The sequence below is a fragment of the Rhodanobacter sp. A1T4 genome (assembly GCF_014207185.1).
In the GTDB taxonomy this organism is placed as follows: Bacteria; Pseudomonadota; Gammaproteobacteria; order Xanthomonadales; family Rhodanobacteraceae; genus Rhodanobacter.
Genome location: NZ_JACHCP010000005.1, coordinates 325676 through 350406, shown reverse-complemented (window position 1 = coordinate 350406; position 24731 = coordinate 325676). Strand labels below are relative to the sequence as shown.

Annotated in this window: 27 protein-coding genes; 15 read left to right on the top strand and 12 right to left on the bottom strand. The window is 60.7% G+C overall.

Annotated elements, in window-relative coordinates:
• Window positions 1-76: 76 nt before the first annotated feature.
• Window positions 77-280, bottom strand: a complete 204-nt coding sequence (locus HDE80_RS12415) for a DUF6229 family protein (protein ID WP_184508415.1) — start codon at window positions 278-280, stop codon at window positions 77-79.
• 441 nt (window positions 281-721) lie between these two features.
• Between HDE80_RS12415 and HDE80_RS12410 the strand changes: the two genes are divergently transcribed.
• Together HDE80_RS12410 and HDE80_RS12405 are read left to right on the top strand one after the other, a co-directional pair.
• Window positions 722-1258 (top strand): gamma carbonic anhydrase family protein, encoded by a 537-nt coding sequence (locus HDE80_RS12410; protein WP_184671262.1) that lies wholly within the window; start codon window positions 722-724, stop codon window positions 1256-1258.
• Window positions 1258-1587: a phosphotyrosine protein phosphatase gene (locus tag HDE80_RS12405; protein WP_221437547.1), complete on the top strand. Its 330-nt coding sequence runs from the start codon at window positions 1258-1260 to the stop codon at window positions 1585-1587. Before HDE80_RS12410 ends, HDE80_RS12405 begins: the two co-directional genes overlap by 1 nt.
• Window positions 1588-1626: 39 nt before the next feature.
• Here the strand turns inward: HDE80_RS12405 and HDE80_RS12400 are convergent, their stop codons facing one another.
• From HDE80_RS12400 to aroE, 4 genes are all read right to left on the bottom strand, one after another.
• Window positions 1627-2151 carry a hypothetical protein gene (locus tag HDE80_RS12400; protein WP_184671260.1) on the bottom strand — a complete coding sequence of 175 codons (525 nt, stop codon included), beginning with the start codon at window positions 2149-2151 and terminating at the stop codon, window positions 1627-1629.
• Between the two features lie 174 nt (window positions 2152-2325).
• Complete coding sequence (locus HDE80_RS12395; protein WP_184671258.1) at window positions 2326-4131, bottom strand: peptide-N4-asparagine amidase; 1806 nt, start codon at window positions 4129-4131, stop codon at window positions 2326-2328.
• Between the two features lie 103 nt (window positions 4132-4234).
• Entirely contained in the window at window positions 4235-4501 is a 267-nt protein-coding gene (locus HDE80_RS12390) for a YkgJ family cysteine cluster protein (protein WP_184671257.1), read from the bottom strand.
• Window positions 4498-5328 carry a shikimate dehydrogenase gene (aroE, locus tag HDE80_RS12385; protein ID WP_184671255.1) on the bottom strand — a complete coding sequence of 277 codons (831 nt, stop codon included), beginning with the start codon at window positions 5326-5328 and terminating at the stop codon, window positions 4498-4500. Before aroE ends, HDE80_RS12390 begins: the two co-directional genes overlap by 4 nt.
• Before the next feature lie 202 nt (window positions 5329-5530).
• Here aroE and HDE80_RS12380 point away from each other — a divergent pair, with 202 nt between their 5' ends.
• Window positions 5531-5806 carry a hypothetical protein gene (locus HDE80_RS12380; protein WP_184671253.1) on the top strand — a complete coding sequence of 92 codons (276 nt, stop codon included), beginning with the start codon at window positions 5531-5533 and terminating at the stop codon, window positions 5804-5806.
• Window positions 5807-5846: 40 nt separating this feature from the next.
• Here the strand turns inward: HDE80_RS12380 and HDE80_RS12375 are convergent, their stop codons facing one another.
• Window positions 5847-7331, bottom strand: coding sequence for a RimK family protein (locus HDE80_RS12375; protein ID WP_184599968.1), 1485 nt, complete (start codon window positions 7329-7331; stop codon window positions 5847-5849).
• Window positions 7332-7672: 341 nt separating this feature from the next.
• On the opposite strand from HDE80_RS12375, the gene HDE80_RS12370 reads away from it, so the two are divergent.
• Complete coding sequence (locus tag HDE80_RS12370) at window positions 7673-8146, top strand: GNAT family N-acetyltransferase (RefSeq protein ID WP_184671251.1); 474 nt, start codon at window positions 7673-7675, stop codon at window positions 8144-8146.
• Between the two features lie 61 nt (window positions 8147-8207).
• Here HDE80_RS12370 and HDE80_RS12365 read toward each other — a convergent pair whose 3' ends face one another.
• On the bottom strand, window positions 8208-8900 hold the full coding sequence (locus HDE80_RS12365; protein ID WP_184671249.1) for a hypothetical protein: 693 nt from the start codon (window positions 8898-8900) through the stop codon (window positions 8208-8210).
• Window positions 8901-9022: 122 nt separating this feature from the next.
• On the opposite strand from HDE80_RS12365, the gene HDE80_RS12360 reads away from it, so the two are divergent.
• The 8 genes from HDE80_RS12360 (at window position 9023) to HDE80_RS12325 (ending at window position 16546) form a co-directional block, all read left to right on the top strand.
• Window positions 9023-9241 (top strand): lipoprotein, encoded by a 219-nt coding sequence (locus HDE80_RS12360; RefSeq protein WP_184671247.1) that lies wholly within the window; start codon window positions 9023-9025, stop codon window positions 9239-9241.
• 13 nt (window positions 9242-9254) lie between these two features.
• The gene (gene dapF, locus HDE80_RS12355) at window positions 9255-10103 is read left to right on the top strand and encodes a diaminopimelate epimerase (protein ID WP_184671245.1); all 849 of its coding nucleotides are present in this window, start codon (window positions 9255-9257) and stop codon (window positions 10101-10103) included.
• 137 nt (window positions 10104-10240) lie between these two features.
• On the top strand, window positions 10241-10924 hold the full coding sequence (locus HDE80_RS12350; protein WP_184671243.1) for a DUF484 family protein: 684 nt from the start codon (window positions 10241-10243) through the stop codon (window positions 10922-10924).
• Between the two features lie 7 nt (window positions 10925-10931).
• A complete protein-coding gene (gene xerC, locus HDE80_RS12345) occupies window positions 10932-11834 on the top strand; it encodes a tyrosine recombinase XerC (RefSeq protein WP_184671241.1) in 903 nt (300 codons plus the stop codon).
• A 103-nt stretch (window positions 11835-11937) separates the two neighbouring features.
• A complete protein-coding gene (gene hslV / locus HDE80_RS12340; protein ID WP_184599975.1) occupies window positions 11938-12474 on the top strand; it encodes an ATP-dependent protease subunit HslV in 537 nt (178 codons plus the stop codon).
• Between the two features lie 126 nt (window positions 12475-12600).
• Window positions 12601-13941 carry an ATP-dependent protease ATPase subunit HslU gene (gene hslU / locus HDE80_RS12335; protein ID WP_184671239.1) on the top strand — a complete coding sequence of 447 codons (1341 nt, stop codon included), beginning with the start codon at window positions 12601-12603 and terminating at the stop codon, window positions 13939-13941.
• A gap of 81 nt (window positions 13942-14022) precedes the next feature.
• The gene (locus HDE80_RS12330) at window positions 14023-14634 is read left to right on the top strand and encodes a hypothetical protein (RefSeq protein ID WP_184599977.1); all 612 of its coding nucleotides are present in this window, start codon (window positions 14023-14025) and stop codon (window positions 14632-14634) included.
• 193 nt (window positions 14635-14827) lie between these two features.
• Window positions 14828-16546, top strand: a complete 1719-nt coding sequence (locus tag HDE80_RS12325) for a thiamine pyrophosphate-dependent enzyme (RefSeq protein ID WP_184671237.1) — start codon at window positions 14828-14830, stop codon at window positions 16544-16546.
• Window positions 16547-16598: 52 nt separating this feature from the next.
• Here HDE80_RS12325 and HDE80_RS12320 read toward each other — a convergent pair whose 3' ends face one another.
• On the bottom strand, window positions 16599-17300 hold the full coding sequence (locus tag HDE80_RS12320; protein WP_184671235.1) for a glutathione S-transferase N-terminal domain-containing protein: 702 nt from the start codon (window positions 17298-17300) through the stop codon (window positions 16599-16601).
• Between the two features lie 167 nt (window positions 17301-17467).
• Here HDE80_RS12320 and HDE80_RS12315 point away from each other — a divergent pair, with 167 nt between their 5' ends.
• Window positions 17468-17926, top strand: a complete 459-nt coding sequence (locus HDE80_RS12315; RefSeq protein ID WP_184671233.1) for a hypothetical protein — start codon at window positions 17468-17470, stop codon at window positions 17924-17926.
• 67 nt (window positions 17927-17993) lie between these two features.
• Here HDE80_RS12315 and mnmE read toward each other — a convergent pair whose 3' ends face one another.
• From mnmE to rpmH, 4 genes are all read right to left on the bottom strand, one after another.
• Entirely contained in the window at window positions 17994-19355 is a 1362-nt protein-coding gene (gene mnmE / locus HDE80_RS12310) for a tRNA uridine-5-carboxymethylaminomethyl(34) synthesis GTPase MnmE (protein ID WP_184671231.1), read from the bottom strand.
• An 81-nt stretch (window positions 19356-19436) separates the two neighbouring features.
• Window positions 19437-21179 (bottom strand): membrane protein insertase YidC, encoded by a 1743-nt coding sequence (gene yidC / locus HDE80_RS12305; RefSeq protein ID WP_184671229.1) that lies wholly within the window; start codon window positions 21177-21179, stop codon window positions 19437-19439.
• A gap of 130 nt (window positions 21180-21309) precedes the next feature.
• On the bottom strand, window positions 21310-21675 hold the full coding sequence (rnpA, locus tag HDE80_RS12300) for a ribonuclease P protein component (protein ID WP_184671227.1): 366 nt from the start codon (window positions 21673-21675) through the stop codon (window positions 21310-21312).
• 14 nt (window positions 21676-21689) lie between these two features.
• Window positions 21690-21824 (bottom strand): 50S ribosomal protein L34, encoded by a 135-nt coding sequence (gene rpmH / locus HDE80_RS12295; protein ID WP_007082494.1) that lies wholly within the window; start codon window positions 21822-21824, stop codon window positions 21690-21692.
• Window positions 21825-22039: 215 nt separating this feature from the next.
• Here rpmH and dnaA point away from each other — a divergent pair, with 215 nt between their 5' ends.
• Together dnaA and dnaN are read left to right on the top strand one after the other, a co-directional pair.
• Window positions 22040-23374 (top strand): chromosomal replication initiator protein DnaA, encoded by a 1335-nt coding sequence (gene dnaA, locus HDE80_RS12290; RefSeq protein ID WP_184671225.1) that lies wholly within the window; start codon window positions 22040-22042, stop codon window positions 23372-23374.
• Between the two features lie 256 nt (window positions 23375-23630).
• Complete coding sequence (gene dnaN / locus HDE80_RS12285; RefSeq protein ID WP_184671224.1) at window positions 23631-24731, top strand: DNA polymerase III subunit beta; 1101 nt, start codon at window positions 23631-23633, stop codon at window positions 24729-24731.

Genomic DNA, 24731 nt, shown 5'->3' with positions numbered 1-24731 from the left:
GCCGAAATTGGCCGGAAAGACCGCCTGCGCGTACGTAAGCACAAACAAAATTGATACACGCAGGCGGCAACCTAGATCAACAGCAAGCGCAACCACCAGCCACTGAACAGGTCGTACTTCCGCGCAATGTCAAAGTGATTATCTCGGGACCTGCGCTCGTCAGTGCCGCTTCAGTAACGGCCAGTCCCTCGATATACAGCGGGCCGGCCGGATTGTCGTAGCCGCTGCTGCTGTCGGAACCACTGAGCCAACCTGAAACGATTTCGTCATTCAATTGCATAATCTTTCTCCATTTGATTATTGACCATGATTCGTATCAATCATGAGAGGTATTGAAGAATCCGGTAGCTCCCTTTACTAGACGTATCGCACAATTGGAGCCAGCTCCGGACATTGACGTTCACGTGCTCGCGAAACTCCCGTAGGCCTAATTGGTTAACAGTCCAATCGCGCCCCCAATATCCAAGTTCCGCCTTCGGACAGTGCTTTCAGACACGCCAACCTGTCAACAGGTTTCGGTGTTACATCGCAGCATGGCAAGAATTTACGCTTCGGAAGTTTTGAGGCGTGATGAAATCGATTGAAAGTGCCTAGAGAACGAGGCCGTCACCTGCTTTACGGTATCGATTGGCACCATGGCGTGCGGGGTCGTAGAAAAGCGAATACACCGCGATGCAATGATTGACCGCCGCCGCACGATCGCGAACGCTAGAATGCTTCCATGACCTCGATACGAAGCTACAAAGGATTCGTCCCAACCCTCGGCGAACGCGTCTACGTTGATCCCGCTGCGACCGTGATCGGTGACGTGGTACTCGGTGACGACGTATCGATCTGGCCTGGCGTGGTACTGCGCGGCGATGTGCATTACATCCGCGTCGGTGCGCGCAGCAATGTGCAGGACGGCACGATCGTGCATGTCACCCACGACGGCCCGTATTCGCCTGGCGGCTTCCCGACCATCATTGGCGAAGACGTGACCGTGGGTCACGGCGCCGTGATCCATGCCTGCTCGATCGAGGACTTCTGCCTGATCGGCATGGGGTCCACGGTGCTCGATGGCGCCACGATAAAAAAATACGGCTTCGTCGGTGCTGGCAGCGTGATTCCCCCAGGCAAGGTCGTCGGCGAGCGCGAGCTGTGGCTGGGCAATCCGGCCAAGTTCGTGCGGCTGCTCAGCGATACGCAGATCGAGCAGCTGCATTACTCGGCTGACCACTATGTGCGGCTGAAAGACGAGTATCTGGCCGCCGGCTGATGCCCGTGCACCGCGTACTGTTTCTGTGTAGTCGCAACCGGCTGCGCAGCCCAACCGCCGAGCAGGTATTTACGGCATGGCCGAATGTGGATACCGATTCAGCCGGCCTCGCCGACGACGCGAACACACCATTGTCGGTAGAACAGCTTGATTGGGCGAACCTGATTCTCGTGATGGAATCGGCGCATCGCCGACGCTTGCTGATGCGCCATCGCACGCATCTGAAAGGCAAACGCATCGTGGTGCTGGGTATTCGCGACGACTACGCCTTCATGCAACCCGAGCTGGTCGAACTGCTATTGCGCAAGGCGGGGCCGCTGCTGCGCTGAACAGGCAACGCCGGCATGGAAAACCGTTCGAAAAAGCAGCTAGCGCGTACTTTCTGATTGCGCCTGGATTACAGCGGCTTGCGCTTCATGCTCACGTGTCATGACCATGCGCTGCGCGCTGAGCTTGCTGCCCAATAACGCCAGCTTGTAATTGTTGCTGTCGTAGTCACGCAACAAGGAAAGCTCTCGCTGCGCCTCGTCGACATCGCGCGCATTGATGGCACGCTCCACATCGTTGCAAGCGTCCGCGAAAAGCGCGCTCAGGTGGTCCGGCACCATCGCGTTTTTCGGATCGAGCTGGAGCACGCTGAGGTAGAACTCGTATGCATTGCTGCCCGCGGGCGCCACTAGCCGGTGTTCGCTCACTGCGGCTTTCGCCAAACCCAACAAGATGTCCTCACCGCCGGCATTGGTCGCTGCGGCGGACGCGTCGGAAGAATCCGGTTTGGCCGTGCCTGTCGCATGGACGTACCAGCCAATGCCTCCCGCCACGAGAATCAGAACGAAAGCAGCGGCAAAAAAGAGTCCGCGTCGAGACGGCGCAGCAGAAACAGAAAAAGGCATGAGACTCGCGCATTAGTCGTACCGCGCGCGAAGACACCCGGAGCCGGGCGCTTTGGCGGAAGCGGTCGTCACCATAAACGCGCCGTATGTCAGCGCTGTGACGGAGCATTGAGCGCGGACCATGACCTTCGCCGCCGAAAGACGGCGAAGGTCATGGTTATCGGCTCACGATCATTACCAGCCGAGCACCGCATTGCCGTTCTCCGGCGATCCATCCGGATGGGTAAACCAGAACAGGCGATTCTGCTGCCCCGGGCAACCGGTGCCAGTGGCGTAGCTCGACACCGCACCGCTGAAGCTGCCGACATCGGTGCGATAGCAGCCACCCAGCGAATCATTGAACGCGAAAGTCTGCGTACTCTGCTGATTGCTGTGCGAGGTGAGGTTGCCGCTGGCGTCAAAGGCCAGCGTGTCATCACTATCGACCGTATTGCTGAGCTTGGCCGAATACAGCGTGATGCCGAACAGCTGGTGTGCAAGGTTTTTTTCATCGCCCTGATGCGCGACTGTGGCCAGCGTGAAACTGCCATCGGCCGCGGTCACTTGGTTAACGTCTAAGTGCAGCGGGTAGCGCATGTGCTCACTGTACTTGCCGGTCACGAATCCGCCGACCGTGCTCTGACTGACGCCGTCGGACGAAGTCTGCTGATCGGTCACCTGGCGATAGGTTGTGGCGTTGATGGTGAAGGTCTGGATGTCACCAAAGCCCACCGTCTGGTCCACGGTACTGTCCACGCGACCGTGTGAAGTGTTGGCATAACCAGCAATGATGAAATGCCGGCTGAGTTGGGTAGTAATCGCACCGGTGATATTGCCGGAGGAGTCCGTGGTGAGCGTGTCGCCGATCGTCGGCGTGGGCGGCTGGCCGACCAGCGTGTTGCGCTCGATCTGGCCGGTGACCGTTTTCGCATGCGGATCGAGATACAGCAGCAGGCTGGCGGTGGCCGAGAAATAATTGTTGGCGCCAGCCACGTTCACCGCGACCTGATGCGCCGCGCCGTTGCTCAGCACACCCGCGAACGGTGTGAGATCGACCCGGTACGGCATGAAGTTCAGTGTCTGCACACCAGTCGTGGGCCGCCACAGGTACGGATCAATGCCGCCGCTGTAGATCCACGGATACACCGGCGCCACGCCGGCAGGCTGACCGTCAATACTGATTTCCGCTTCACGGAAATTGCCGCCGCCGCATTCCTGTACTTCCGCCGCATACTGGTCTGGCACGCAGGTGTACCAGAACTCGTCAGCATTCTGGCTCTGCACAAACACGTCGAGATAAGCACGCTCGACATTGGTCGGCAGGCTTAGTGACTTGCTCAACTGGCTGCTCGGGGTGGCCAGCGAAACCGTGTTGCCAACCGGATCACTGCCGAGCGGGACCACGGCATCGGGCGCATGCGCCGCAGGTGCCAGTATTGAGGCGGGATAAAACAGTAGCCGTGCGCTACCGTAAATGACACCGGTATATGTGCTGTTGACCACATTGCCGATGAGCGCCTGGCCGTTACCAGCCTGACGCAGCAGCGCGCTGTAGTCGGTGAGGTCGCGCTCGACGTGCCAGCTTGGCGCCACCGTGGACGATGGTTCTTCGGTGGTACCGAAATAAAGATTCACCCCGCCCAACCACAGCGTGGCGGTGCGATCGAACTGGCGCCCGGCAGTCACCGAGAAGTCCGCCTCCAGCACCACCTTTGACCAGCGCGTGCCGCAGCCGGCGGGCGGCGCATAGGCGTAGGGACGCGGGTTGAAATCGTTGAACGCGACGCCGCTGAAAAGCTGCACCGTGCAAGGTGTGCCCGGCGGCCGCGGCACGGTGGGATCAGCTACGGTGACATTGGTCGAGCCGACCGGACTGGTGCTCGATGGCGCTTTGTTGGTCGCCGTATTGCCGGCTGCCGCACCAAAAGCACTGCCGGTCAGCCCAAGGACCAAGCCAGCGGTCAGTACAACGCGACGATGAAAAAACCCTTTCGGCAGCATGCGTGAATCCCCGCGAGATGGTGCCCCTGTTCGGGAAAAGTAACACACCCATATAGCGCAAGAACCAGTACGCCGCGCACTTTTCAACACATCAGCCGCGTGCTCAGTCGCCAGCAGTGGCAGCTTCCAGGGCCGTCAGCCACGCCATCGCGTGCTGGCGGTCGCGGCCGCACATCACCGGTTCGGGTTGCAGGCTGACGCAAACAGCCGGCCGACGAGGATCACCGAAAATCGCACAGAAGTTGTCCACGGTGAGTTGCACACAACGAATACCGGCCGGCTTGCCATGGGGCATGCCGGGGATCGGTGAGCTGATCGAAGGCGCAATGCAGCAGGCCCCGCAACCGGCGCGGCAGGACAATCCACTCACGCGGTTTGCCGACGCAGCGACTGATATACCGGCTCGGTCCGCGGCCGCTGGCCGTGCCACAGCGCGAAGGCATCGGCGGCGGTTTCCAGCAGCATGCCAAGGCCATCGAACGCGTCGCGTGCGCCGGCGTTTTTCGCCCAATCCAGAAAACCTGCCGCCGCTGCGCCGTAGGAAAGGTCATAGCCAATCGTGTGATCAGCGACCAGCGAGGATGGCAACTGCAGGGCAGTGCCGTGCACACCAGCCGACGTCGCGTGAACGATCAGGTCGACGCTGTCGAGGTCGGCCAGTTGCCGCCATTCTTGCGACTGTACGCGGGCCGGATCGCCGATTGCATCGACCAGCGAATCGGCGGATTCGCGTGAGCGGTTGACGATGAGCAACGTCCGCACGCCGGCGTCGAGCAGATTCCACGCCACACCGTGTGCCGCGCCACCGGCGCCCAGCATCAGCACGGTTTGGTCGCGTAATGTCATGCCATGACGTTCGATCATGTCACGGACCATGCCGGCGCCGTCGGTGTTGTGTGCGGCCAGACGGCCATCCGGAAGACGTGTCAGCACGTTGGCCGTACCGGCACGGGTTGCGGCCTCGCTGCGCTCATCGGCCAGCGCGAAGGCCGTGGCCTTGTGCGGCAGGGTGACATTGGCGCCATAGCCGCCGTCCGCGAAAAACTGCCGCACGGCAGTGCTGAAATCCGTGGGCGCAGCGTCGATGGCGCGGTATTCCAGTGAAATGCCGAACTGCTCGGCAAACGCGCGGTGGATCGTCGGCGACACACTGTGCTTGATGGGGTGACCGAAGACGGCGAAGGAATGGGCAGGCATGCAGGTGTCCGTAACACTCGTTTTGTCGCCGGGCTCGGCGTCAGGACGATCATTCTACTAGCGATCAATTTGGTGACGATCGCTCGGCGACAAAGAATGCCAGTGGCGCGTTGGCGTTTCCGAAAATCGCCGCTGACGAATCGCAGCCCGTGAGATACGCACATCGGAAGCTGCAGTCATCCGAAACCGAAGGAGCCTGCACATGCGCGCACAACCCATTACCGACAGCCGTCATCAACAAGCCCGCTACCACCAGCGCCTGCTCGGTGTGGCTGGGCTGTGGCTGCTTGGCGGCTGCTTTCTGCTGATCACCACGCTGGTACCGGTTTACACGGAGTTGTTGGGCTGGACGCCGGTATTCTGGTTGGTCGCCGCGCCATTCATCGTGCTGCTGGCTGTGGAACCATCGCTACCACGAAAGCTTCTCGCACTGCGCCGACCGCGCCAGCCATCGCTGCGCATGGTGATGTGGCACTGACAGATGATGGATTGATACCTGACTCAATAGCCTTCGGAAACTAACTTGTGATGCCCTGCCGCTTGCGCTCCATCCGGCGCAGGAACTCGCCCATGATCTGCAGGTAAAGCGCGTCGCCGAGATGGGCATCTTCGACGCCGGCATCGATCGACGGGTTGTCGTTGACCTCGATCACCACCGGCTTGTTGCCGACCTGCTTCAGATCGACGCCGTAGAGGCCATCGCCAATCGGCTGGGTGGCTTTCAGCGCCAGCTTCACCACGTCGGCCGGCGCGTCGTTCACCGCGATGGTCTCGAAACCGCCACTCTTGGCCGTGCCCTTGGCACCGTGGTTGTAGATCTGCCAGTGACCGCGCGACATGTAGTACTTGCAGGCAAACAACGGCTCATGATTCAGCACGCCGATGCGCCAGTCGAACTCGGTGTAGAGGTATTCCTGCGCCAGCAGCAGGGCGCTGTGCTGGAACAATTCGCCGGCGGCTTTTCCCAGCGCTTCTTCACTCTGCACTTTCACTACGCCGCGCGAGAACGAACCGTCCGGAATTTTCAGCACCAGCGGAAAACCCAGCTTGGCGACCACTTCCTTCATGCCCTTGGCATCATCGCGATAGAGGATTTCGGTGCGCGGCACCGCGAGCTTGCGCGAGACCATCAGGTCGTTGAGGAAGATCTTGTTGGTGCAGCGCAGGATCGAGGTGGGGTCGTCCATCACCACCATGCCTTCCTTCTCGGCGCGATGGGCAAAGCGGTAGGTGTGGTTGTCGCTGGCAGTGGTTTCACGGATGAACAGGCCGTCGTATTCGGCCAGGCGCTGATAATCGTTCTTGCCGATCATGTCGACTTCGATGCCAAGCTGTTTGCCCGCAGCGACGAACGCCTTCAACGCCTTTCTGTTCGACGGCGGCATCATCTCCTTGGTGTCGACCAGCATCGCGATGTCGTAGCGATACAGCTTGCGCGCGCGCGGCTTGCGCCATAGTTTGCGCGAAAAGCGATCGAGTTCTTCGGCGAACGCGTCTTCCTGCGCGTCGTCCAGTGTATGCAGACCCACCGGCTTGATCGAGCTGACCTGCCACACGCGGTCGCGCTCGAACTCGATGCGCATCAGCGGGCAGGGAAAGGTTTCAAACACCTGCCGCGCCAGATCCTGCAACGCCGGATAAGCGGTTTCACCGAAGTAGACCAGGATGCCCAGATCCGTGGTGTCGCGACCACCGGCGGGCAGAAAGTGCGTGAGCTTCTGGTTCAGATCGTCGATGTCCACGCCGTACAGCGAGCGGCGGCGCAGGTCGTTGACCGTGCGCACCGACGGCATCACCTTATGTCCGCGTGCCTCGGCCAGCAGCGACACGTAATAGCCGGTGCCGAGGTATTTGTAGCTGCGGCAGAGGTTGATGACATGGGTGCGTTCATCGTCGTTACCGATCGGCTCGCGCAGGTAGTCCATCGCGCTCATCACGTCGACGGACGGGTAATACGAAGCCCAATCGGAGGCTTTTTCGACAACGATGACCAGACGGGTCATGACACCACTCAGGCAATGCGGTTGGAGCAGATTGCCCAGCGGTGGCGGGGCGCGATACGCACGGCGCGCAGTTTGGCACAGGGCCGGCGCCGAACAAGTCAAAGCGCTGAAGCGGGACTAAACGCGATCGGCATCAGATCGCGAACCAATGAAAAATACACGCCACGAATGCCGCCGGCTGTTAGAGTCCGCGCGGTCCGAAGGGCTGTTGGATTTGCCTGCCCGTTTACTGCGTCACTCATTCACTGCGGGACTTCGACTCCATGGCATCCGGATTCACTTCCATTCACCGTCAGCCGCCGATCGCCTTGCAGAGCGTGCGGCACCGGGATCCAGCAAGCATGCGTCCATCCCCTGCCACGGCCAGCGTGCGCGTCCGCCGCGCCGAGACGTCCGACCTCGACGATCTGGTCACGCTGGAGGACCGCACCTTCGATAGCGACCGCATGACCCGCGATCAGTACCGCCGTCACCTCGACAGCGACTCCGCGCTGGTGCTGGTCGCCAGTGCCAACCACCGCCGATTTCTCGGCACCGCCGTGGTGTTTTTCCGCAAAGGCAGTAGCGTGGCACGCCTGTATTCACTGGCCAGCCAACCCGAGTCGCGCGGCAAGGGCGTGGGCACCGCACTGGTCGAAGCCACTGAGGCCGCGGCCCGTCAGCGGCGCTGCCGCACCCTGCGTCTCGAAGTACGCACCGACAACATCAGCGCCATGAAGCTCTACGAACGCCTCGGCTATCAGCGCATCGCTTCATTGTCGCGCTACTACCAGGACGGCACGGATGGCTGGCGGTATGAAAAGGCGCTGGACTGATCAAGTCGCCGGCGAGAACGTGAAGCTTCCGCACCTGCAACAACGATGCCTGCAACAACGATCAGCCCCCAAACGGCTGCCCGATCTTCTGCTGCGTCGCCTCATCCGGCCGCGCCACCAGTGCACCGGTGCGCATCAGGCTCACCGTGTAGTGGCCCTGGTCGACCAGCGGCAGAAACGCACCGCTGCCGTAGAGGGTGTCGACCTCGGGAAGCCAGTCGGGATACTGCTTGTGCAGATCGAGCAGATCGAAGCCGTCGTCGGCATGGTCGAAGCTGATGACAGTGCGCGGTGCGCTGGCCTCCTGAGCGGCATCATCATAGCGGCCGGACAGGCGATCGAGCCGGTACAGCGGCGGCACGCCCGACAGCAGAGCTGGCAGCTTCCACTTCAACACGATGGCTTCGATGTTCCAATCGTCACCGGCAACCTGCACCTGCCGCGTGCTGCCATCGGGCCAGGTCAACGTAAGCGCCCAACGCTGCGGTGAAAGGATATGCGCGTCGATATCGACCACCGGCGTCTCTTCGCTGAGCAGGCGATACCCGCGCAGCGCGTAGCCGGTGCCGCCAAGCAGCAGCGCCAACGCGAAAAAAGTCAGGCAAAGCAGTGCTCGCCACATCGCAGCAAGCCGCCGACCACCGTGCAAATGCTGCCGCAGCACGACCAGCTGCACCAGGGTAACCAGCAGGAAAACCGCCGCCAGCACCAACAGCACGGTCATTGGCATGCGCAGCCATGTGCTCCAATCCATCGTGAAATCCCTCGCCGCGCGGGCGTAACGTAATTCGCGCATCATAAACGGCATGACCTCGCGATGCTGCGATGAGTTAACTGCGCATCGCTATACTGCGGGTCTCTACAGGAAATCTCGTCATGCGCCGACCGCTCTCGCTGAATTTGCTTTTGCTGACCTTGTCTTGTCTCGCAGCCAGCACGCTCGCCGGCTGCGGTCAGAAAGGTCCGCTGTATCTGCCGCCGGCAACCAAGCCAGCACCGGCATCCGCATCGAGTACGACGGTAAAGCCCAAGCCGGCTATCGATGCGGATAGCCTGGTGCCTGACAACCAACGGCCGGATACCACGCAATACTGAGTGGGCGCCGATCATGAAGCTGCGCTTTTCGAAGATGCACGGCATCGGCAACGACTTTGTGGTGCTGGATTGCCGACACACACCGTTTGCGTTGGATCCCGCGCAGATTCGTGCCTTGGCCGATCGCCATACTGGCGTCGGCTTCGATCAGTTGATCAGCATCGAACCTAGTCGCGAGTCCGGCTGCGCGTTCTATTACGGCATCTGGAACACCGATGGTTCAGCCGCGCGGCAATGCGGCAACGGCGTCCGCTGCGTGGCTGCATGGCTGCATCGCGCCAATGCGTTGCCCATCGGCGACACCGTACGGCTGCAAAGCCCTTCGGGGGCCGTCACCGTTCGTCTGCTTGCGGCTGACCGGGTATCGGTGGACATGGGTGAGCCGGTATTCGAACCGGCGCACATTCCGTTCGAGGCAGAACACGTCGCCGACCGTTACACCATTGAAGTCGACAGGCAGACACTGGATATCGGCGCCGTGTCGATGGGCAATCCGCATGCGGTGGTTACCGTCGAGGCGCTCCCTGCGCGCGACATGATGAGCCAGGCACCGGCCATCACCACGCACCCGCGTTTTGCCGAAGGAGCCAATACCGGTTACGTGCAGATCATCGATCGCGGCCATTTGCGCCTCAACGTGCATGAGCGCGGCGTCGGCTGGACCCAGGCTTGCGGCACCGGTGCCTGTGCAGCCATGGCCGTGCTGCATCAGCGCGGCGACGTGGATGACAGCGTGCAAGTGAGCTTGCCCGGCGGCACGCTGCAGATCGACTGGGCGGGCCCCGGCCAGCCGCTATGGATGAGCGGCTCGGCAACTTTTGTGTTTGAAGGTGAGTGGTTCGTCGACGCGACTTTGCCGTGATCTTTCCGGTACGGCGTGAACGCCATTTCGGCCTGTTATATCAAACCCGCAGTTGAAGCCTGAGCCGGTCCATCGCACACTGATCAGGCAAGCGCGCCTTTGTGCGCACCCCGCTTCTGCTTCGAGGTACCAAGCGCATGACCGCAACCCTGCTCGATGACGCTACCCAGGCGCGCGTTGTCGCGTCCTACCTGAAGCTGCATCCGGAATTTCTCAGCGACTATCCGGAGCTGGCGGCGCAGTTGAAGATGCCGCACGAAAAAGGCCCGGTTGCATCGCTGGCCACCTATCAACTGCAGAGTCTGCGTGAAAAGAACGCCGAACTCGAACGCCGTCTGGCCGAACTGATCGCGATTGCCGCCGAGAACGAAAAGCTGATGGAGCGCGTGCATGCGCTCACCGTGGCGTTGCTGCGGGCCAACACCATCGAAGTGACCGCGCGCAGCGTGGTGGCCAAACTCACCGCCGATTTCCACACCGACCAGGTGCGCCTGGTGCTGTTCGCCAGCGAACCGCCGCTGCCGCGCGCCGACTGGCTGATACAAGTGGCTGGTCCCGATGCGCTGCCGGAATTCAGCGACTTTCTGCATCAGAACGAGCCCGTGTCCGGACGGCTATCGATCGAACGACTCGAACGGCTGTTTGGCAACGCCGCCGCGGAAACCCGCTCGGTGGCGATGATGCGTCTGGGTGATGCCGGCATGCTGGCGATCGGCAGCAACGACCCGGATCGTTTCCAGCCAGGCATGGGCAATCTGTTTCTGAAGATGATTGCCGCCACGATCACCGCCGCGCTGGCGCGCTCGCGGGACGTTTCCTGAGTCGGCAGTGACGCCCGAACGCCAGATCGACGACTGGCTCGGCCGCCTCGCCAGCGAGCGCCAGGCTTCGCCGCATACCGTCTCAGGCTACCGTCGCGACCTGGCCAAGCTGCTACGCTTCATGCAGGACAATCAAGTCGCCTCGTTCGATGCGCTGGATGCCAACCGCATGCGCACCTTCGTCGCCACCGAACATCGCGGCAGCAAGGGCAGGGAGGGCCTCGCGCCAAAGAGCCTGCAGCGGCTGCTCTCGTCCTGTCGCAGCCTGTTTCGCCAACTCACGCGCGAAGGTCAGCTCAGCCACGACCCGATGCTCGGCGTACGCGGCCCCAAGGTGCGGCGCAAGCTGCCGCAGGTGCTGGATGTCGACGAGGCCAGCGCCCTGGTGGAAACCGACAGCGGCGGCAAGCTGGCCGTGCGCGATCGCGCCATGCTGGAGCTGTTCTATTCCAGCGGGCTGCGCCTGTCCGAACTGGTCGGCCTGCACTGGCTCGATCTCGATCTCGATGGCGGCGAAGTACGCGTGCTCGGCAAGGGCAGCAAGACGCGCATCGTGCCGGTTGGCCGCCATGCCGTCACTGCGCTGCGCGCGCTTGGTGCGGAAGAAGGCATGGTCGCCGAGAGCGCTGTTTTCCGCGGCCGCGGCGGTGCACCGATCAATCCACGCACGATCCAGCTGCGCATGAAAACGCTGGCGCTGCAACAGGGCATCCCCAAACATATCCATCCGCATCTGTTGCGGCATACCTTTGCCAGCCACATGCTGGAATCCTCCGGCGACCTGCGTGCAGTGCAGGAGCTGCTTGGTCACGCCGATATCGCGACCACCCAAATCTATACGCACCTGGATTTCCAGCACCTGTCCAAGGTTTACGACGCGGCGCATCCGCGGGCCAAAAGCAAGCCCTGACGGACCTTTGGGTGCATTTGGCCCAGCCATCCGCATGGTGTAGACATTGAAGCAAGGGCTGACGGCCCCATCTCGGCGGTTCAGGCAAACAAGCGGAGCGCTCATGGAATCGTTTCACGCCACCACCATCGTCTGCGTACGTCGCGAAGGCCGCGTCGTCATCGGCAGCGACGGTCAAGTCACGCTGGGCAACACGGTAATGAAGGGCAATGCGCGCAAGGTGCGCCGGCTCGGCAAGGCGGCTGACGTGGTCGCCGGATTTGCTGGCGCCACCGCTGACGCGTTCACCCTGTTCGAGCTGTTCGAGCAGAAGCTCGAAAAACACAACAACAATCTCACCCGTGCCGCCGTGGAAATGGCCAAGGAATGGCGCACCGATCGCCGCTTCGGCCGGCTCGAAGCGATGCTGGCGGTCGCCGACAAGGACGCGTCGCTGCTGATTTCCGGCAACGGTGACGTGGTGGAACCTGAGCACGGGCTTATCGCCATCGGCTCCGGCGGCCCGTTCGCGCAATCGGCCGCGCTGGCTCTGCTGGAAAACACCGATCTGGATGCGCGTACGGTTGTCGAGAAAGCGCTGAAGATTGCCGGCGACATCTGCATCTATACCAATCACAACGTCAGCATCGAAGAGCTTTAGGAGGGGCGAGGACGAGGGTACCGATCTACCGCTCCGCTCACCTTTATCCACTAAAGCGCGCAGACGGTTTAGCGCCGTTGCTATTTATCCCCTTTTGGGGACTCGCCCCTCATCCCTGGTCCAGCCATGTCCGAACTCACTCCCCGCGAAATCGTCAATGAACTCGACCGCTTCATTATTGGCCAGAACGACGCCAAGCGTGCGGTGGCCGTGGCGCTGCGCAGCCGTTGGCGGCGCATGCAGCTGGCGCCGGAAATGCGCAATGAAGTCACGCCGAAAAACATCTTGATGATCGGCCCGACGGGCGTCGGCAAGACCGAGATCGCGCGTCGATTGGCCACGCTGGCCAATGCTCCGTTCGTCAAGGTGGAAGCGACCAAGTTCACCGAGGTCGGCTATGTGGGCAAGGATGTCGAATCAATCATCCGCGACCTCGCCGACGTCGCGTACAAGCTGACCCGCGAGCAGGCGGTAAAGCGTGTGCGCACGCTGGCCGAGGATCGCGCCGAGGATCGCATCCTCGACGCGCTGCTGCCGCGCCGGCAGTCCGCGCCAACCGACTGGAGTCACGATGCACCGGCACCGGCGATCGAAAACGATACCCGCCAGAAACTGCGCAAGCAGCTGCGCGAAGGCGCGCTGGACGAGCGCGAGATCGAACTGGATTTCGCCATGAACGTGGGTGTGGAAATCATGTCGCCGCCGGGCATGGAGGAAATGGGCGCGCAGCTGCGGCAGATGTTCCAGAACGTCGGCGGCGCCAAGACCCAGCAGCGCAAGCTGGCGATCAAGGTGGCGCGGCCGATGCTGATCGACGAGGAAGCCGGCAAGCTGCTCAACGACGATGAAATCCGCTCGCAGGCGATGGAAGCAGCCGAGCAGAACGGCATCGTCTTCATCGACGAGATCGACAAGGTCGCCCAGCGCGGCGACCACGGCCACGCCGGTGTCAGCCGCGAGGGCGTGCAGCGCGATCTGCTGCCGCTGGTGGAAGGCTCCACCGTGTCGACCAAATACGGCCCGATCAAGACCGACCATATGCTGTTTATCGCCTCAGGCGCGTTTTCGCTGGCGAAGCCGTCCGATCTGATTCCCGAACTGCAGGGCCGCTTGCCGATTCGCGTGGAGCTGTCGGCGCTCAGCGTCGATGACTTCAAGCGCATCCTGCGTGAGCCGCACAACGCGCTGACCAAGCAATACGTTGCCCTGTTGGGAACCGAGGGGGTGACGCTGGAATTTGTCGACAGCGGCATCGACCGCCTGGCCGAAGTGGCGTTCCAAGTCAACGAGCGCACCGAAAATATCGGCGCACGGCGGCTGCATACGGTTATGGAGCGCCTGCTGGAAAAGATTTCCTACGAGGCCGCCGACAAATCCGGCGAGCATTACCTGATCGACGCCGAGCATGTGGACAAGAGCTTGGCCAGCCTGGTGCAGAACGAGGACCTCAGCCGCTACATACTGTGATTTCACGTCCCGTATCGCAAGTTCTTGTGCTTTCGGCCGTCCCTAACAAGCTGTTCGGCCCGATCTGGTAAAATCATGCCCGTGAGCAACATCATTGAACTCAAAACCACCGGCCAGCGCGCCCAGTTGCGCGAAGCGCAGCAGAATCAGACGCTGATCCGGCTGTGGCGTGAAGACCTCGAACACGGCAGCTTTTGCGGCTATGTGGGCGGCGTCGGGCAGGAATTCTTCCTGCTCTGGGTGGTCGGCGACGGCATTACCTACGACGGCATGTACATCATGCGCCACCGCGACGTTTCCGAGCTGGAAGCGCCGGACAAGCACCACATCTTTTTCGAGAAGGCGTTGGCGCTGAAGCACATACTGCCGCGACCGCCGCGCGGCTTTCCGCTGGACAACATCCGCGAAGTGATCCAGGCCGCGGGCGCGCAGGCACCGGTGATCGGCGTGCATGTGGACAGCGAGGACGAATCCGAAGTCTGCTATATCGGCCGCCTGGCCAGTGTCGATGAGGACGGTTTCTACATGCAGGAGCTGAGCCCCGACGCGGAATGGATGCGCGAGGTGTCGTTCTTCGGCTGGGATGAGGTGTCCACCGTCAGTATCGAAGACAGCTACGCACAGTCGCTGCTGGCCGTGGCCGGCGCGGCACCGCCGCTGGAACAGAGCGATACAGGCGTCGGCCGCGTCTGATCTGAAGTCTTCGTCCGCGCGGAATCGCAACACGACCCACTAAACGCCTGTCGCTCAACGCGGCAGGCGTTTTCATTTCTGCAAACCATGAATGGCACCATGCATTCACTCGGAATTTTCATCGGAGCGCATCCAATCAGGGTTTGCGCGCGCCGCCCGGTGCCCGCGTTTTCAAACGTCGCGGAGATCGCCCATGAGCAAGAAGAAAGTCGCCGACATCATCATCGAGACGTTGCAAGAGGCGGGTGTGCAGCGCTGTTACGGCATCGTTGGCGACACGCTCAACCACATCACCGATGCAATCCGCCGCAGCGATATCGAATGGGTACACATGCGGCATGAGGAGGCCGGCGCCATGGCCGCCGGTGGCGAGGCGCTGATCACGGGACGACTCACCGCCTGTGCCGGCACCTGCGGGCCCGGCAGCCTGCACTTCATCAACGGCCTGTTCGAGGCGCACCGCAACCGCGCGCCGGTGGTGCTGATCGCGACCCAGGTCGCCACCAGCGAGATGGGTATGGATTTCCCGCAGGAAGTGGATCTGAAACCGATCTACGACACCTGCAGCCACTTCTGTGCGTATATCCATTCGCCGGCACAGGCACGCCGCGTCACTGCGCTGGCGGCACAGGCCGCGCTCAACAAGCGTGGCGCAGCGGTGATCATCGTGCCGGGCGACATCAGCCAGATGGAGGTCGAAGACGGTCTCGCCTTTCGCCCGCACCAGCCGCATCCGGTGCTGCGACCCTCCGATGCCGAGCTTGATGAGATCGCCGCGGTGATCAACGCCGGCAAACGCGTCACGCTTTACTGCGGCTCCGGCTGCGAGGGCGCCGAGCAGGAAATCGTCGCGTTGGCCGAAAAGATCAAGGCGCCGGTCGCACATACCTCGCGCGCCAAGGATTTCATCGAGCCTTACAACCCGTACAACATGGGTATGACCGGCATTCTCGGCGTGGAGTCGGGTTTCCGTGCGCTGGATGCCTGCGACACACTGCTCCTGCTCGGTGCCGATTTCGCCTGGAGCCAGTTCTATCCCAACGAAGCCAAGCTGATCCAGATCGACAGCGACGCCACGCATCTGGGCCGACGCCATCCCGTTGATATTGGTGTGGTCGGCCACATCAAGGACACCATCGAAGCATTGCTGCCGCGCCTGCACCCGCGTGAGGAGCATGCGTTCTTGCGCAACAGCCTCAAGCATCGCGAAGCCGCGCTCAAGCAGATTGCCGAGGAAGAGCACCCCGGCACGGACGGCCTGATCCATCCGCAGTACCTCACCAAGCTGATCGACCGGCACGCCGACGATGATGCGATTTTTACCGCCGATGGTGGCAGCCCGATGGTCTGGCTGCTGCGTCATATCACCAGCAACGGCAAACGCCGCACGTTGACCAGCCTGGTCCACGGCACCATGGCCAACGCCATGCCGGAGGCACTCGGCATCAAAAAAGCATTACCGGCTCGGCAGGTGATCTCGCTCAGCGGCGATGGCGGCATCAGCATGCTGCTGGGTGACCTGCTCACCGCGGTGCAGGAAAACATTTCAATCAAGGTGATCGTTTACAACAACAGCTCGCTCGGTTTTGTCGAGATGGAGCAGAAAGTCGAAGGTCTGCTGGATGCGTTCACCGAACTGAAAAATCCGGACTTCGCCAAACTGGCCGAGGTGATGGGTTTCTATGGCCGCCGGGTGGATGATGCCTCGACGCTGGAGGAAGCCGTGCGAGATGTACTGTCGCAACCTGGCCCGGCCCTGCTCGACGTCAAGGTCAACCGCTACGAGTTGGTTATGCCGCCGAAGATCGAAGTAGGTCAAGTGCTGCACACGGCGCTTTATTCGGCCAAGGCGATCATCGCCGGTCGCGGCAAGGAAATTGAAGAACTGGTGCGCACCAACTTCCTCGATTGACCCAACAAAACCGACGGCGCTCTATCGAAGCGTCGTCGGCTTGCATCACGCGTCACTTCCTCAAAGCACCCTGACCAAACATGTGCTTGCGCGCTTCTTCATCGGTGGCAAGATCCGTCTTGCCCTTGATCGTATCGGCCAGCGCGTACGCCCGCTTGGTGGCATCACGATCGCGAATGTGACCGAACCATGCCTTCAGATTTGGGAAATCGTCCAGCGACATGCCCTGCGCCTCGTATGGCACGATCCATGGATAGGCGGCCATATCGGCGATCGTGTAATCCTTGCCGGCGATGAAGGCACGTCCCTCCAGTCGCTTGTCCAGCACGCCGTAGAGGCGGCGCGTTTCGTTGACGTAGCGGTCGATCGCGTAGGGGATCTTCTCTGGTGCATAACGATTGAAGTGATGGTTCTGACCCAGCATGGGGCCCAGCCCACCGACCTGCCAGAACAGCCACTCGGTAACGATATAGCGTTCCCGCACCTGTGTTGGCAAAAATTTGCCGGTCTTCTCGGCAAGGTACTGCAGGATCGCGCCGGACTCGAAAATGCTCAACGGTTCACCGCCGCCGAGTGGATCGGTATCGACCATGGCGGGCATCTTGTTGTTTGGTGAAATCTTCAGATACGCCGGCGTGAACTGCTCGCCCTTGCCGATATTCACCGGCTTGATTTCATAAGGAACATCCGCCTCTTCCAGAAACATCGTGATCTTGTGGCCATTCGGCGTCGGCCAGTAATGCAGTTCGATCATGGAAAATCCTCGGGCAAGCAGCAGGCGGAGTGAGACCTCCGGATGAATATGAGCCATGCACCGATAAGACTTTGCGAAGAAAGGCCGCGGCGGTCGTCAACCCGCAGCAAGTGCCTCGCGTTGATCGACGTGTTGCCAACGCTTGATACCCAACTGGAGATATCACCATGAAGTTTGCCAGCCGTGTTGCCCTGCTCGGTCTTGCCGCCAGCATCGGCGCTGCCAGTACCGCCTATGCAGCGCCGTTTCAGGACATGCCGCCACCTGGAGACAACACCACCGCCACACCAGCGCAACACGCCATGCCCGATCCACAAAAGCAGACCGCGCGACTGACCCGCAAGCTACAGCTGACACCGGATCAAGCCGCCAAGATCGAGCCGATCCTGCAGAATCATCAGCAGCAAATGCAGCAGATGCGGGCCGATGCATCGAGCTCACCGCACGATCAGCATCAAAAAATGCGTGCGCTCAAACAGGATACCGACAGTCAGATCGAGGCGATCCTCACCGACAGCCAGCGCCAGCAGTATCAGCAGATGCAGCAGGAAGCCATACAGCATCGACGTGACAACAAACAGGGTTCGCCCGGCGCAGGTGGCGGGGATGACGGCGGCAACCCCTGAGCAGCAGGAAGCTGACGTTGAAGTGATAGCTGCTTGGATAGTCAACCCGGCTCGCAAGCATCGGTAATTATTTGCCGATGCAGAACGAGCTGAAGATAGCGCCCAGCAGATCATCGCTGCTGTAGTTGCCGGTGATTTCGCCAAGCGCCAGCTGCCCCTGGCGAAGTTCTTCGGCGGCGATTTCGCCAGCGCGCTGTTCGCCCAGATACAGGGCGGTGTGCTGCAAATGGACGTCTACTTGTTGCAGCGCCAGCACATGACGGCGACGTGCGCTGAATGCACCTTCGCCGCTGCCGGCCCCGGCAAGATTCTTCAAGGTATCGCGCAGAGTTTCGAGGCCTTCGCCGGTCTTTGCCGAGGCCCATAGCCAACGGCGGCCATCGCGCTGTTCGCTATGTGGGTGATCGCCGTCCAGATCGATCTTGTTGACCAGCACCAACTGCTCGACGCTTTCGGGAACATCCGAGAGCAGAGCGAGATCATCGTCAGCCTGCCTTGCATCGGTCACCAGCAACGCGACATCGGCGCGATGCAGCTCGCTGTGGGCGCGACGCACCCCCTCGCGCTCGATGTCATCATCGGTCTCGCGCAGGCCTGCGGTGTCCGCCAATTCCAGCACGATGCCGTCAAAGCTCAACTGCTCGCGCAGCACATCGCGCGTCGTGCCCGCCGTCGCATTGACGATGGCGCGATCGCTACCGGCCAACGCGTTCAACAGGCTGGACTTGCCCGCATTCGGACGTCCAACGATGGCCACGCGCAATCCATCGTTGAGACGCAATCCACGCAACGTCTCGCGCAGCAGCTCGGCCAGTTCGGCTTGCACTGCCAGGAGCTGACGATTGATGGCCGGATCGGCGAGAAAGTCGATTTCCTCTTCCGGAAAATCGATCGCCGCTTCGATATGCACACGCAAGGCAATCAGCGACTGCAGCAGCGTATCAACCTTGCGTGAGAACACCCCTTCCATCGACTGCAGCGCAGCGCGCGCGCCGGCCTGCGAACGTGAAGCGATGAGATCGGCCACCGCTTCGGCCTGCGCCAGGTCGAGCTTGCCGTTGAGGAAGGCGCGCTCGGTGAACTCACCCGGCCGCGCCAGCCGAGCACCCAGCTCGCACACGCGGCGCAGCAACAGATCCAGCAGTACTGCGCTGCCGTGACCTTGCAGTTCCAGTACGTGCTCGCCGGTATACGAAGCGGGGGCGGGGAAATGCAGCAACAGGCCGCGATCGATCAGCTCGCCGGCTACATCACGAAAGGCGATTAAATGCGCGTAGCGCGGGCTCGGTATATGGCCCAACAATGTTTGCGCAATCGCCGGCACTGCCGGGCCGGATACACGCACCACACCCACACCGCCCATGCCGGGCGCGCTGGCAATGGCAGCAATCGTGTCGCTGGATGGATCGGGTGACGGTGTGAGGGTCATCGGCATGCACTCTAAACGAAGACAGCCGCGATGGTTTCCCGATCGCGGCTGTCGATGTCTCTAATTCTCTTACACGCAGCCTCAGGCGGCTTTGCTTCCTTCTTCACGATCCACGTGATGGGTCACCCACCACTGCTGGCCCAGACCCACAAGGCCATTGATCGCGTAATACAGGCACAGACCCGAAGGATAAAAGGCGAACAGCAGCGTAAACAGCAGCGGCATCACCTTCATCATGCGCGCCTGCGCCGGATCCATGCCGGCGGCTGCAGGGTTGAGCCACTGCGTGCCCAGCATCACCAGCGCATAGATGATCGGCAGGATGTAGAACGGATCGGGCGAGCTGAGATCGGGGATCCACAGGAACGATGCGTGACGCAGCTCGATGCTGTATTCCAGCACGTAGAACAGGCCAAGAAACACCGGCATCGTGATCAGCACCGGCAGACAGCCGCCCATCGGATTGACCTTCTCCTTCTTGTACAGCTCCATAGTGGCCTGCTGCATCTTCAGCTTGTCGTCGCCGTAACGCTCCTTCAGCTGGGCGATACGCGGCTGCAGCTTGCGCATCTTGGCGCTGGACTTGTACTGGACGGCGGTCAGCTTCCAGGTCACGCCCTTGATCAGCAGCACCAGCAGGATGATCGCCACGCCCCAGTTATGCGCGATGGCATGCAGCTGCGACAGCACCCAGTGCATCGGCACCGCGATCGCCTTGAACATGCCGTAGTCAATGGTCAGGTCCAGGCCCGGCGCAATGGCGTCGAGGCTGCCCTGAATATTCGGGCCGAGATAAAGCTGCGACTGACTGGAGCTCGTTTGGCCGGGTGCCACGCTCAGCGCCGGCCCCATCGTGCGGATCAGGTAATGCGGCTGGCCGCTGTCCGGATTGATCGTACTGGTGACGTAGTGATCCATCTCGCCCGGCGGTGGAATCCAGGCGGCAAAGAAGTACAGCTTCAGCATCGCTGCCCAACCACCCTTGATCTGGCTGTCGAGCTGATCCTTCGGCTCGGAGAAACTCTTGAAGGACAACTTCTCGAATTTTTCGCCCGTGTACCAGCCGGCACCCTGGGCAAAGCGTGTCTGCGGATCGGTATAACCCTTGATCCAGCTGCTGGGCTTGGGCGGTGCGGCACGCAGCAGCTGCTGGTAGGCGTAGCCCTGCCACGACTGGCTGCCACCGTTGTCGATGCGCTGAGTCAGACCGATCTCGTAACTGCCGCGCTTGAACGTATAGGTTTTGGTGACTTTCAGACCGGCAGCGTCCTGCCAGGTGAGATCAACTTTCAGCTCGTTCTGTCCGGGCGCCAGCGAGTAGTTGCTCTGCGCGGCGGTGAAGATCGCCTGATGGTTCGGCTGATCCGCTGGCGCCTTGTCGCTGCTGCTGACCAGGCCGTTCTGTGCCACGAAATAATCATCGTCGCTGTTGTCCAGCAGCACCGTCGGTGGCGGGTTGGGCTGGTTGTGGGTCGGCGGTAGTGAAGGGTAGGCCAGCAGCTGAGTCTTCACCACACTGCCACCGCGCGTATCCACGGTCAGATGCAGGACATCGGTGTCGATGCTGATCAGCTTGGCGGTCGTTGCACTGGGCGACGACGCGGTTCCAGCCGTCTGAGCCGCACCCGGAATAGCGACGCTGGCTGTGGCGGCACCCTCGTTGGTAGCGATCGGAACGCTGCCATCGGATGGCGTGGCCGCGCTGCTTGAGCTGGCGACCGGTGTGGATGGCGGCAGCGGCGCGTAATCCTTCCCCCAGGCCAGAAACAGGAAATACCCCACGGCGAACAGGGCGAACATGAGAAAGGTGCGCGTTTGATTCATCGCGTAGCAAATCCGGGTAACGCCACGACAATGCAGAGCCGCGGAAGGTCAGGGAGGGAAGGTCGGATAAAGACTGGAGTCAACACGGAATTGTGGCGGTCGCAGCGGCCGGCTTCAATGGTGGGCAGATTCAGCGAACGGTTTCGCTGCGAGTCGCGAGCAACTTCTTCCACAGCAAATCGATTTCAGCGAGCAAATCCGGACCGGGAACACCGGCAGCCTGCTCTCGAGCCATCACCATCAGATCCACTGCCGGCAGCTGATGACGAACACGCCGAAACGATTCGCGCAGCAGTCGTTTGATCCGGTTGCGCTCGACGGCGCGCTTGGAAACCCGCTTGGATATCGCCAGGCCAAGCCGGGCATGACCGAGCTCGTTGCCGCGATAGCGCATATGAAAACAGCGGCCGCCTGCGCGTCCGCTGCTCGACCGCAATGCGGCGAATTCGGCCGGCCGGCGTAACCGCGCATCGCGCGGCAGACCGGCGGATTGCATGATCTACCGCTCGATTACGGGATCAGGCGCTTGCGGCCTTTCGCACGACGGGCATTGATGATCTTGCGACCATCGGCCGTGGCCATGCGGGCACGGAAACCGTGCGTGCGCGCGCGCTTGAGCTTGCTGGGCTGGAAGGTCCGCTTCATGGCGTACTCCGAAGGGAATGTTAATAAAAGGTCGCAAAGTATGTCCGGTATGCAGTACGACTGTCAAATCGGATTGACATCACGCCTGCATCGACCTGTGGACAGGGCTGTGCGCAACCATGTGGATAATTCGCCCTGATGGTGCCGGCGCTGCTGCTAGACTTGGCTGCCCGCCATGCGCGAAAGCGCCCTAAAGTCCGTGGTTGAAACTATTCATGAGTGATTTGTGGCGGCGCTGCCTTGAGCGTCTGGAAGGCATTGTAAGCGCCGAAGACCTGCACACCTGGCTGATGCCCTTGCAGGCACGTGATGACGCGGATGGCTTGCAGCTGTTTGCGCCCAATTCCTACACGTTGGACACGGTGAAAGACCGTTATCTGTCGCTGATAGGCGAAGTGCTGAACCAACTGGCCGGACGTGCCATAACCGTTCGCGTGGATGTCGGTTCCAATTCGGCAAGGCCGCCGGCGCCGGCAAAAGCCGCTGTTTCTCCGCGCGCAAAGACGACGGAACCAACTGCGCCGGCGTTCAATCACAACCTCGATCCGCACTACACCTTCGAAACCTTCGTCGAAGGCAAGTCGAACCAGCTGGGCAAGGCTGCCGCGATGCAAGTGGCGACCAACCCGGGCCGCGCGTATAACCCGCTGTTGCTTTACGGCGGCACCGGCTTGGGCAAGACCCATCTGATGCACGCTGCAGGTAATCTGATGCGCGAACACAATCCCAACTGCAAGGTGCTTTACCTGCGCTCGGAGCAGTTTGTTGGTTCGATGATCGAAGCTTTGCGCGCCAAGAGCATGGATGAGTTCAAGAAACGCTTTCGTTCGGTCGATGCGCTGCTGATCGACGATATTCAGTTCTTTGCAGGCAAGGACACGACGCAGGAAGAGTTTTTCCATACGTTCAACGCGCTGTTCGAATCCAAACAGCAGATCATCCTCACCTGCGACCGCTATCCGAAAGAAGTGGACAAGCTGGAGCCGCGGCTGAAGTCGCGGCTGGGCTGGGGATTGAGCGTAGCGATCGAGCCACCGGACTTCGAGACGCGGGCAGCGATTCTGCTGGCCAAGGCACACGAGAAGGGCGTCGCGGTGGACGAAAGTGTGGCGATGCTGCTAGCCAAGCGCATCCGCTCGAATGTTCGCGATCTCGAAGGCGCGCTGAACACGCTGGCAGCACGCGCCAATTTCTACGGCAAGCCCATCACCACCGATTTTGCCGAGGAAACTCTGCGTGATCTGCTGGCGACTCACGCCCAGGCCATCACCATTCCGAATATCCAGAAGATCACGGCCGAATACTTCAACGTACGCTTGCAGGATCTGTTGTCCAAGCGTCGCGTGCGTTCGTTGGCAAGACCGCGACAGATGGCGATGACCTTGTCCAAGGAATTGACCGAACACAGCCTGCCGGAGATCGGCGAGGCTTTTGGTGGGCGCGACCATACGACCGTGATGCATGCCTGCAAGACCATTCGCAAATTCGTCGAAACCGATGCACGCATGCGCCAGGACTGGGAACAATTGATTCGTACACTGACCGGCTGACCGTGACCTGTTGCAATATCGCGGCAAAGCTTAGGATAAGCATGCTTGCAGGCTGTGGATAAGAAGTGGATGAATTGGCGATCGGACTTATCCACAAACGACACACAGGTAAATAGCCAGCACAAGCACAAGCACAAATCAGTGCAAGTTTTTGATTTTAATAGAAAATTGAAAGAATAAAAGTTATCCACCGCCTCTACTACTACTACTAAACTTCTTTTAAAAGACAGAACAGCAGTTACAGGAAAGCATAACCATGCAATTCAGCATCCAACGAGAAGTGCTGCTCAAACCCTTGCAGCAAGTAGTCGGCGTGGTGGAACGCCGTCAGACACTCCCTGTGCTGGCAAACCTGCTGGTCAAGGTTGCCGATGGCCGAGTGTCTTTTACCGGTACCGATCTTGAAGTCGAGATGGTGGCAACCACCGAAGCAGAGAAACTGGATGATGGTGAGATCACCATTCCAGCCCGAAAGCTTTTTGATATCGTCAAGGCATTGCCGGATGGCGCAAAGATCGAGCTGAAGCTCAACGGCGATCGCGTAGCACTTAATGCAGGTCGTAGTCGTTTCACCTTGACTACACTTCCCGCCAGCGAATTCCCAACGGTTGACGAAATCGAACTCGTCGAGAAAGTCAGCCTTCCCGAAGAAGTACTGCGTGATTTGATGGAGCGCACTTCATTCGCGATGGCGAATCAGGACGTCCGCTATTACTTGAACGGCATGCTGCTGGATTTGCAAGAGCACACACTTCGCTGCGTAGCCACCGACGGTCATCGTCTGGCGATGAAGGAAACCCAGCTGCAGAGTTCCGTGACAACGCGTCGGCAGATCATCATTCCGCGCAAAGGCGTCAATGAGCTGGTTGGCTTGCTTGAATCCGGTGATGGCGAAGTCGAGCTTGAGTTTGGCCGCAATCATCTTCGGGTGCATCGGGGCGATGTCGTTTTCACATCGAAGTTGATTGATGGTCGGTTCCCGGATTACGAGGCAGTAATTCCGCTCGGAGCAGACAAAACGGCGACGCTGGATCGTGAAGTTCTGCGTGGCGCTTTGCAACGCGCGGCGATTCTCTCGAACGAAAAATATCGTGGCGTTCGTCTGGAGCTCTCGCCTGGCAAACTGCGCATCGTTGCGCATAATCCGGAACAGGAAGAAGCAGTCGAGGAAGTGGAGGCGGACACCCACGTGTCTGATCTCGCTGTTGGTTTCAACGTGGGCTATTTGCTGGATGCCTTGGCCGCGCTACGCGGCGACAAGGCCCGATTGAGCCTGCGTGACGCCCAGTCCAGCTGTCTGGTACAGGAACACGACAACGAGCATTCCCGTCACGTGATCATGCCGTTGCGCCTCTGA

Excerpts from the sequence above, each read along its gene's own strand:
- aroE (WP_184671255.1), bottom strand. The coding sequence starts at position 5,328 with ATGCCTGCCCATTCCTTCGCCGTCTTCGGTCACCCCATCAAGCACAGT.
- rnpA (WP_184671227.1), bottom strand. The coding sequence starts at position 21,675 with ATGCAATCCGCCGGTCTGCCGCGCGATGCGCGGTTACGCCGGCCGGCC.
- dnaN (WP_184671224.1), top strand. The coding sequence starts at position 23,631 with ATGCAATTCAGCATCCAACGAGAAGTGCTGCTCAAACCCTTGCAGCAA.
- yidC (WP_184671229.1), bottom strand. The coding sequence starts at position 21,179 with ATGAATCAAACGCGCACCTTTCTCATGTTCGCCCTGTTCGCCGTGGGG.
- hslV (WP_184599975.1), top strand. The coding sequence starts at position 11,938 with ATGGAATCGTTTCACGCCACCACCATCGTCTGCGTACGTCGCGAAGGC.
- dapF (WP_184671245.1), top strand. The coding sequence starts at position 9,255 with ATGAAGCTGCGCTTTTCGAAGATGCACGGCATCGGCAACGACTTTGTG.
- HDE80_RS12315 (WP_184671233.1), top strand. The coding sequence starts at position 17,468 with ATGAAGTTTGCCAGCCGTGTTGCCCTGCTCGGTCTTGCCGCCAGCATC.
- hslU (WP_184671239.1), top strand. The coding sequence starts at position 12,601 with ATGTCCGAACTCACTCCCCGCGAAATCGTCAATGAACTCGACCGCTTC.
- HDE80_RS12405 (WP_221437547.1), top strand. The coding sequence starts at position 1,258 with ATGCCCGTGCACCGCGTACTGTTTCTGTGTAGTCGCAACCGGCTGCGC.
- HDE80_RS12350 (WP_184671243.1), top strand. The coding sequence starts at position 10,241 with ATGACCGCAACCCTGCTCGATGACGCTACCCAGGCGCGCGTTGTCGCG.
- HDE80_RS12360 (WP_184671247.1), top strand. The coding sequence starts at position 9,023 with ATGCGCCGACCGCTCTCGCTGAATTTGCTTTTGCTGACCTTGTCTTGT.
- HDE80_RS12415 (WP_184508415.1), bottom strand. The coding sequence starts at position 280 with ATGCAATTGAATGACGAAATCGTTTCAGGTTGGCTCAGTGGTTCCGAC.
- dnaA (WP_184671225.1), top strand. The coding sequence starts at position 22,040 with ATGAGTGATTTGTGGCGGCGCTGCCTTGAGCGTCTGGAAGGCATTGTA.
- HDE80_RS12400 (WP_184671260.1), bottom strand. The coding sequence starts at position 2,151 with ATGCCTTTTTCTGTTTCTGCTGCGCCGTCTCGACGCGGACTCTTTTTT.
- HDE80_RS12380 (WP_184671253.1), top strand. The coding sequence starts at position 5,531 with ATGCGCGCACAACCCATTACCGACAGCCGTCATCAACAAGCCCGCTAC.
- HDE80_RS12410 (WP_184671262.1), top strand. The coding sequence starts at position 722 with ATGACCTCGATACGAAGCTACAAAGGATTCGTCCCAACCCTCGGCGAA.
- HDE80_RS12375 (WP_184599968.1), bottom strand. The coding sequence starts at position 7,331 with ATGACCCGTCTGGTCATCGTTGTCGAAAAAGCCTCCGATTGGGCTTCG.
- rpmH (WP_007082494.1), bottom strand. The coding sequence starts at position 21,824 with ATGAAGCGGACCTTCCAGCCCAGCAAGCTCAAGCGCGCGCGCACGCAC.
- HDE80_RS12325 (WP_184671237.1), top strand. The coding sequence starts at position 14,828 with ATGAGCAAGAAGAAAGTCGCCGACATCATCATCGAGACGTTGCAAGAG.
- HDE80_RS12365 (WP_184671249.1), bottom strand. The coding sequence starts at position 8,900 with ATGGATTGGAGCACATGGCTGCGCATGCCAATGACCGTGCTGTTGGTG.
- HDE80_RS12370 (WP_184671251.1), top strand. The coding sequence starts at position 7,673 with ATGCGTCCATCCCCTGCCACGGCCAGCGTGCGCGTCCGCCGCGCCGAG.
- mnmE (WP_184671231.1), bottom strand. The coding sequence starts at position 19,355 with ATGACCCTCACACCGTCACCCGATCCATCCAGCGACACGATTGCTGCC.
- HDE80_RS12320 (WP_184671235.1), bottom strand. The coding sequence starts at position 17,300 with ATGATCGAACTGCATTACTGGCCGACGCCGAATGGCCACAAGATCACG.
- HDE80_RS12395 (WP_184671258.1), bottom strand. The coding sequence starts at position 4,131 with ATGCTGCCGAAAGGGTTTTTTCATCGTCGCGTTGTACTGACCGCTGGC.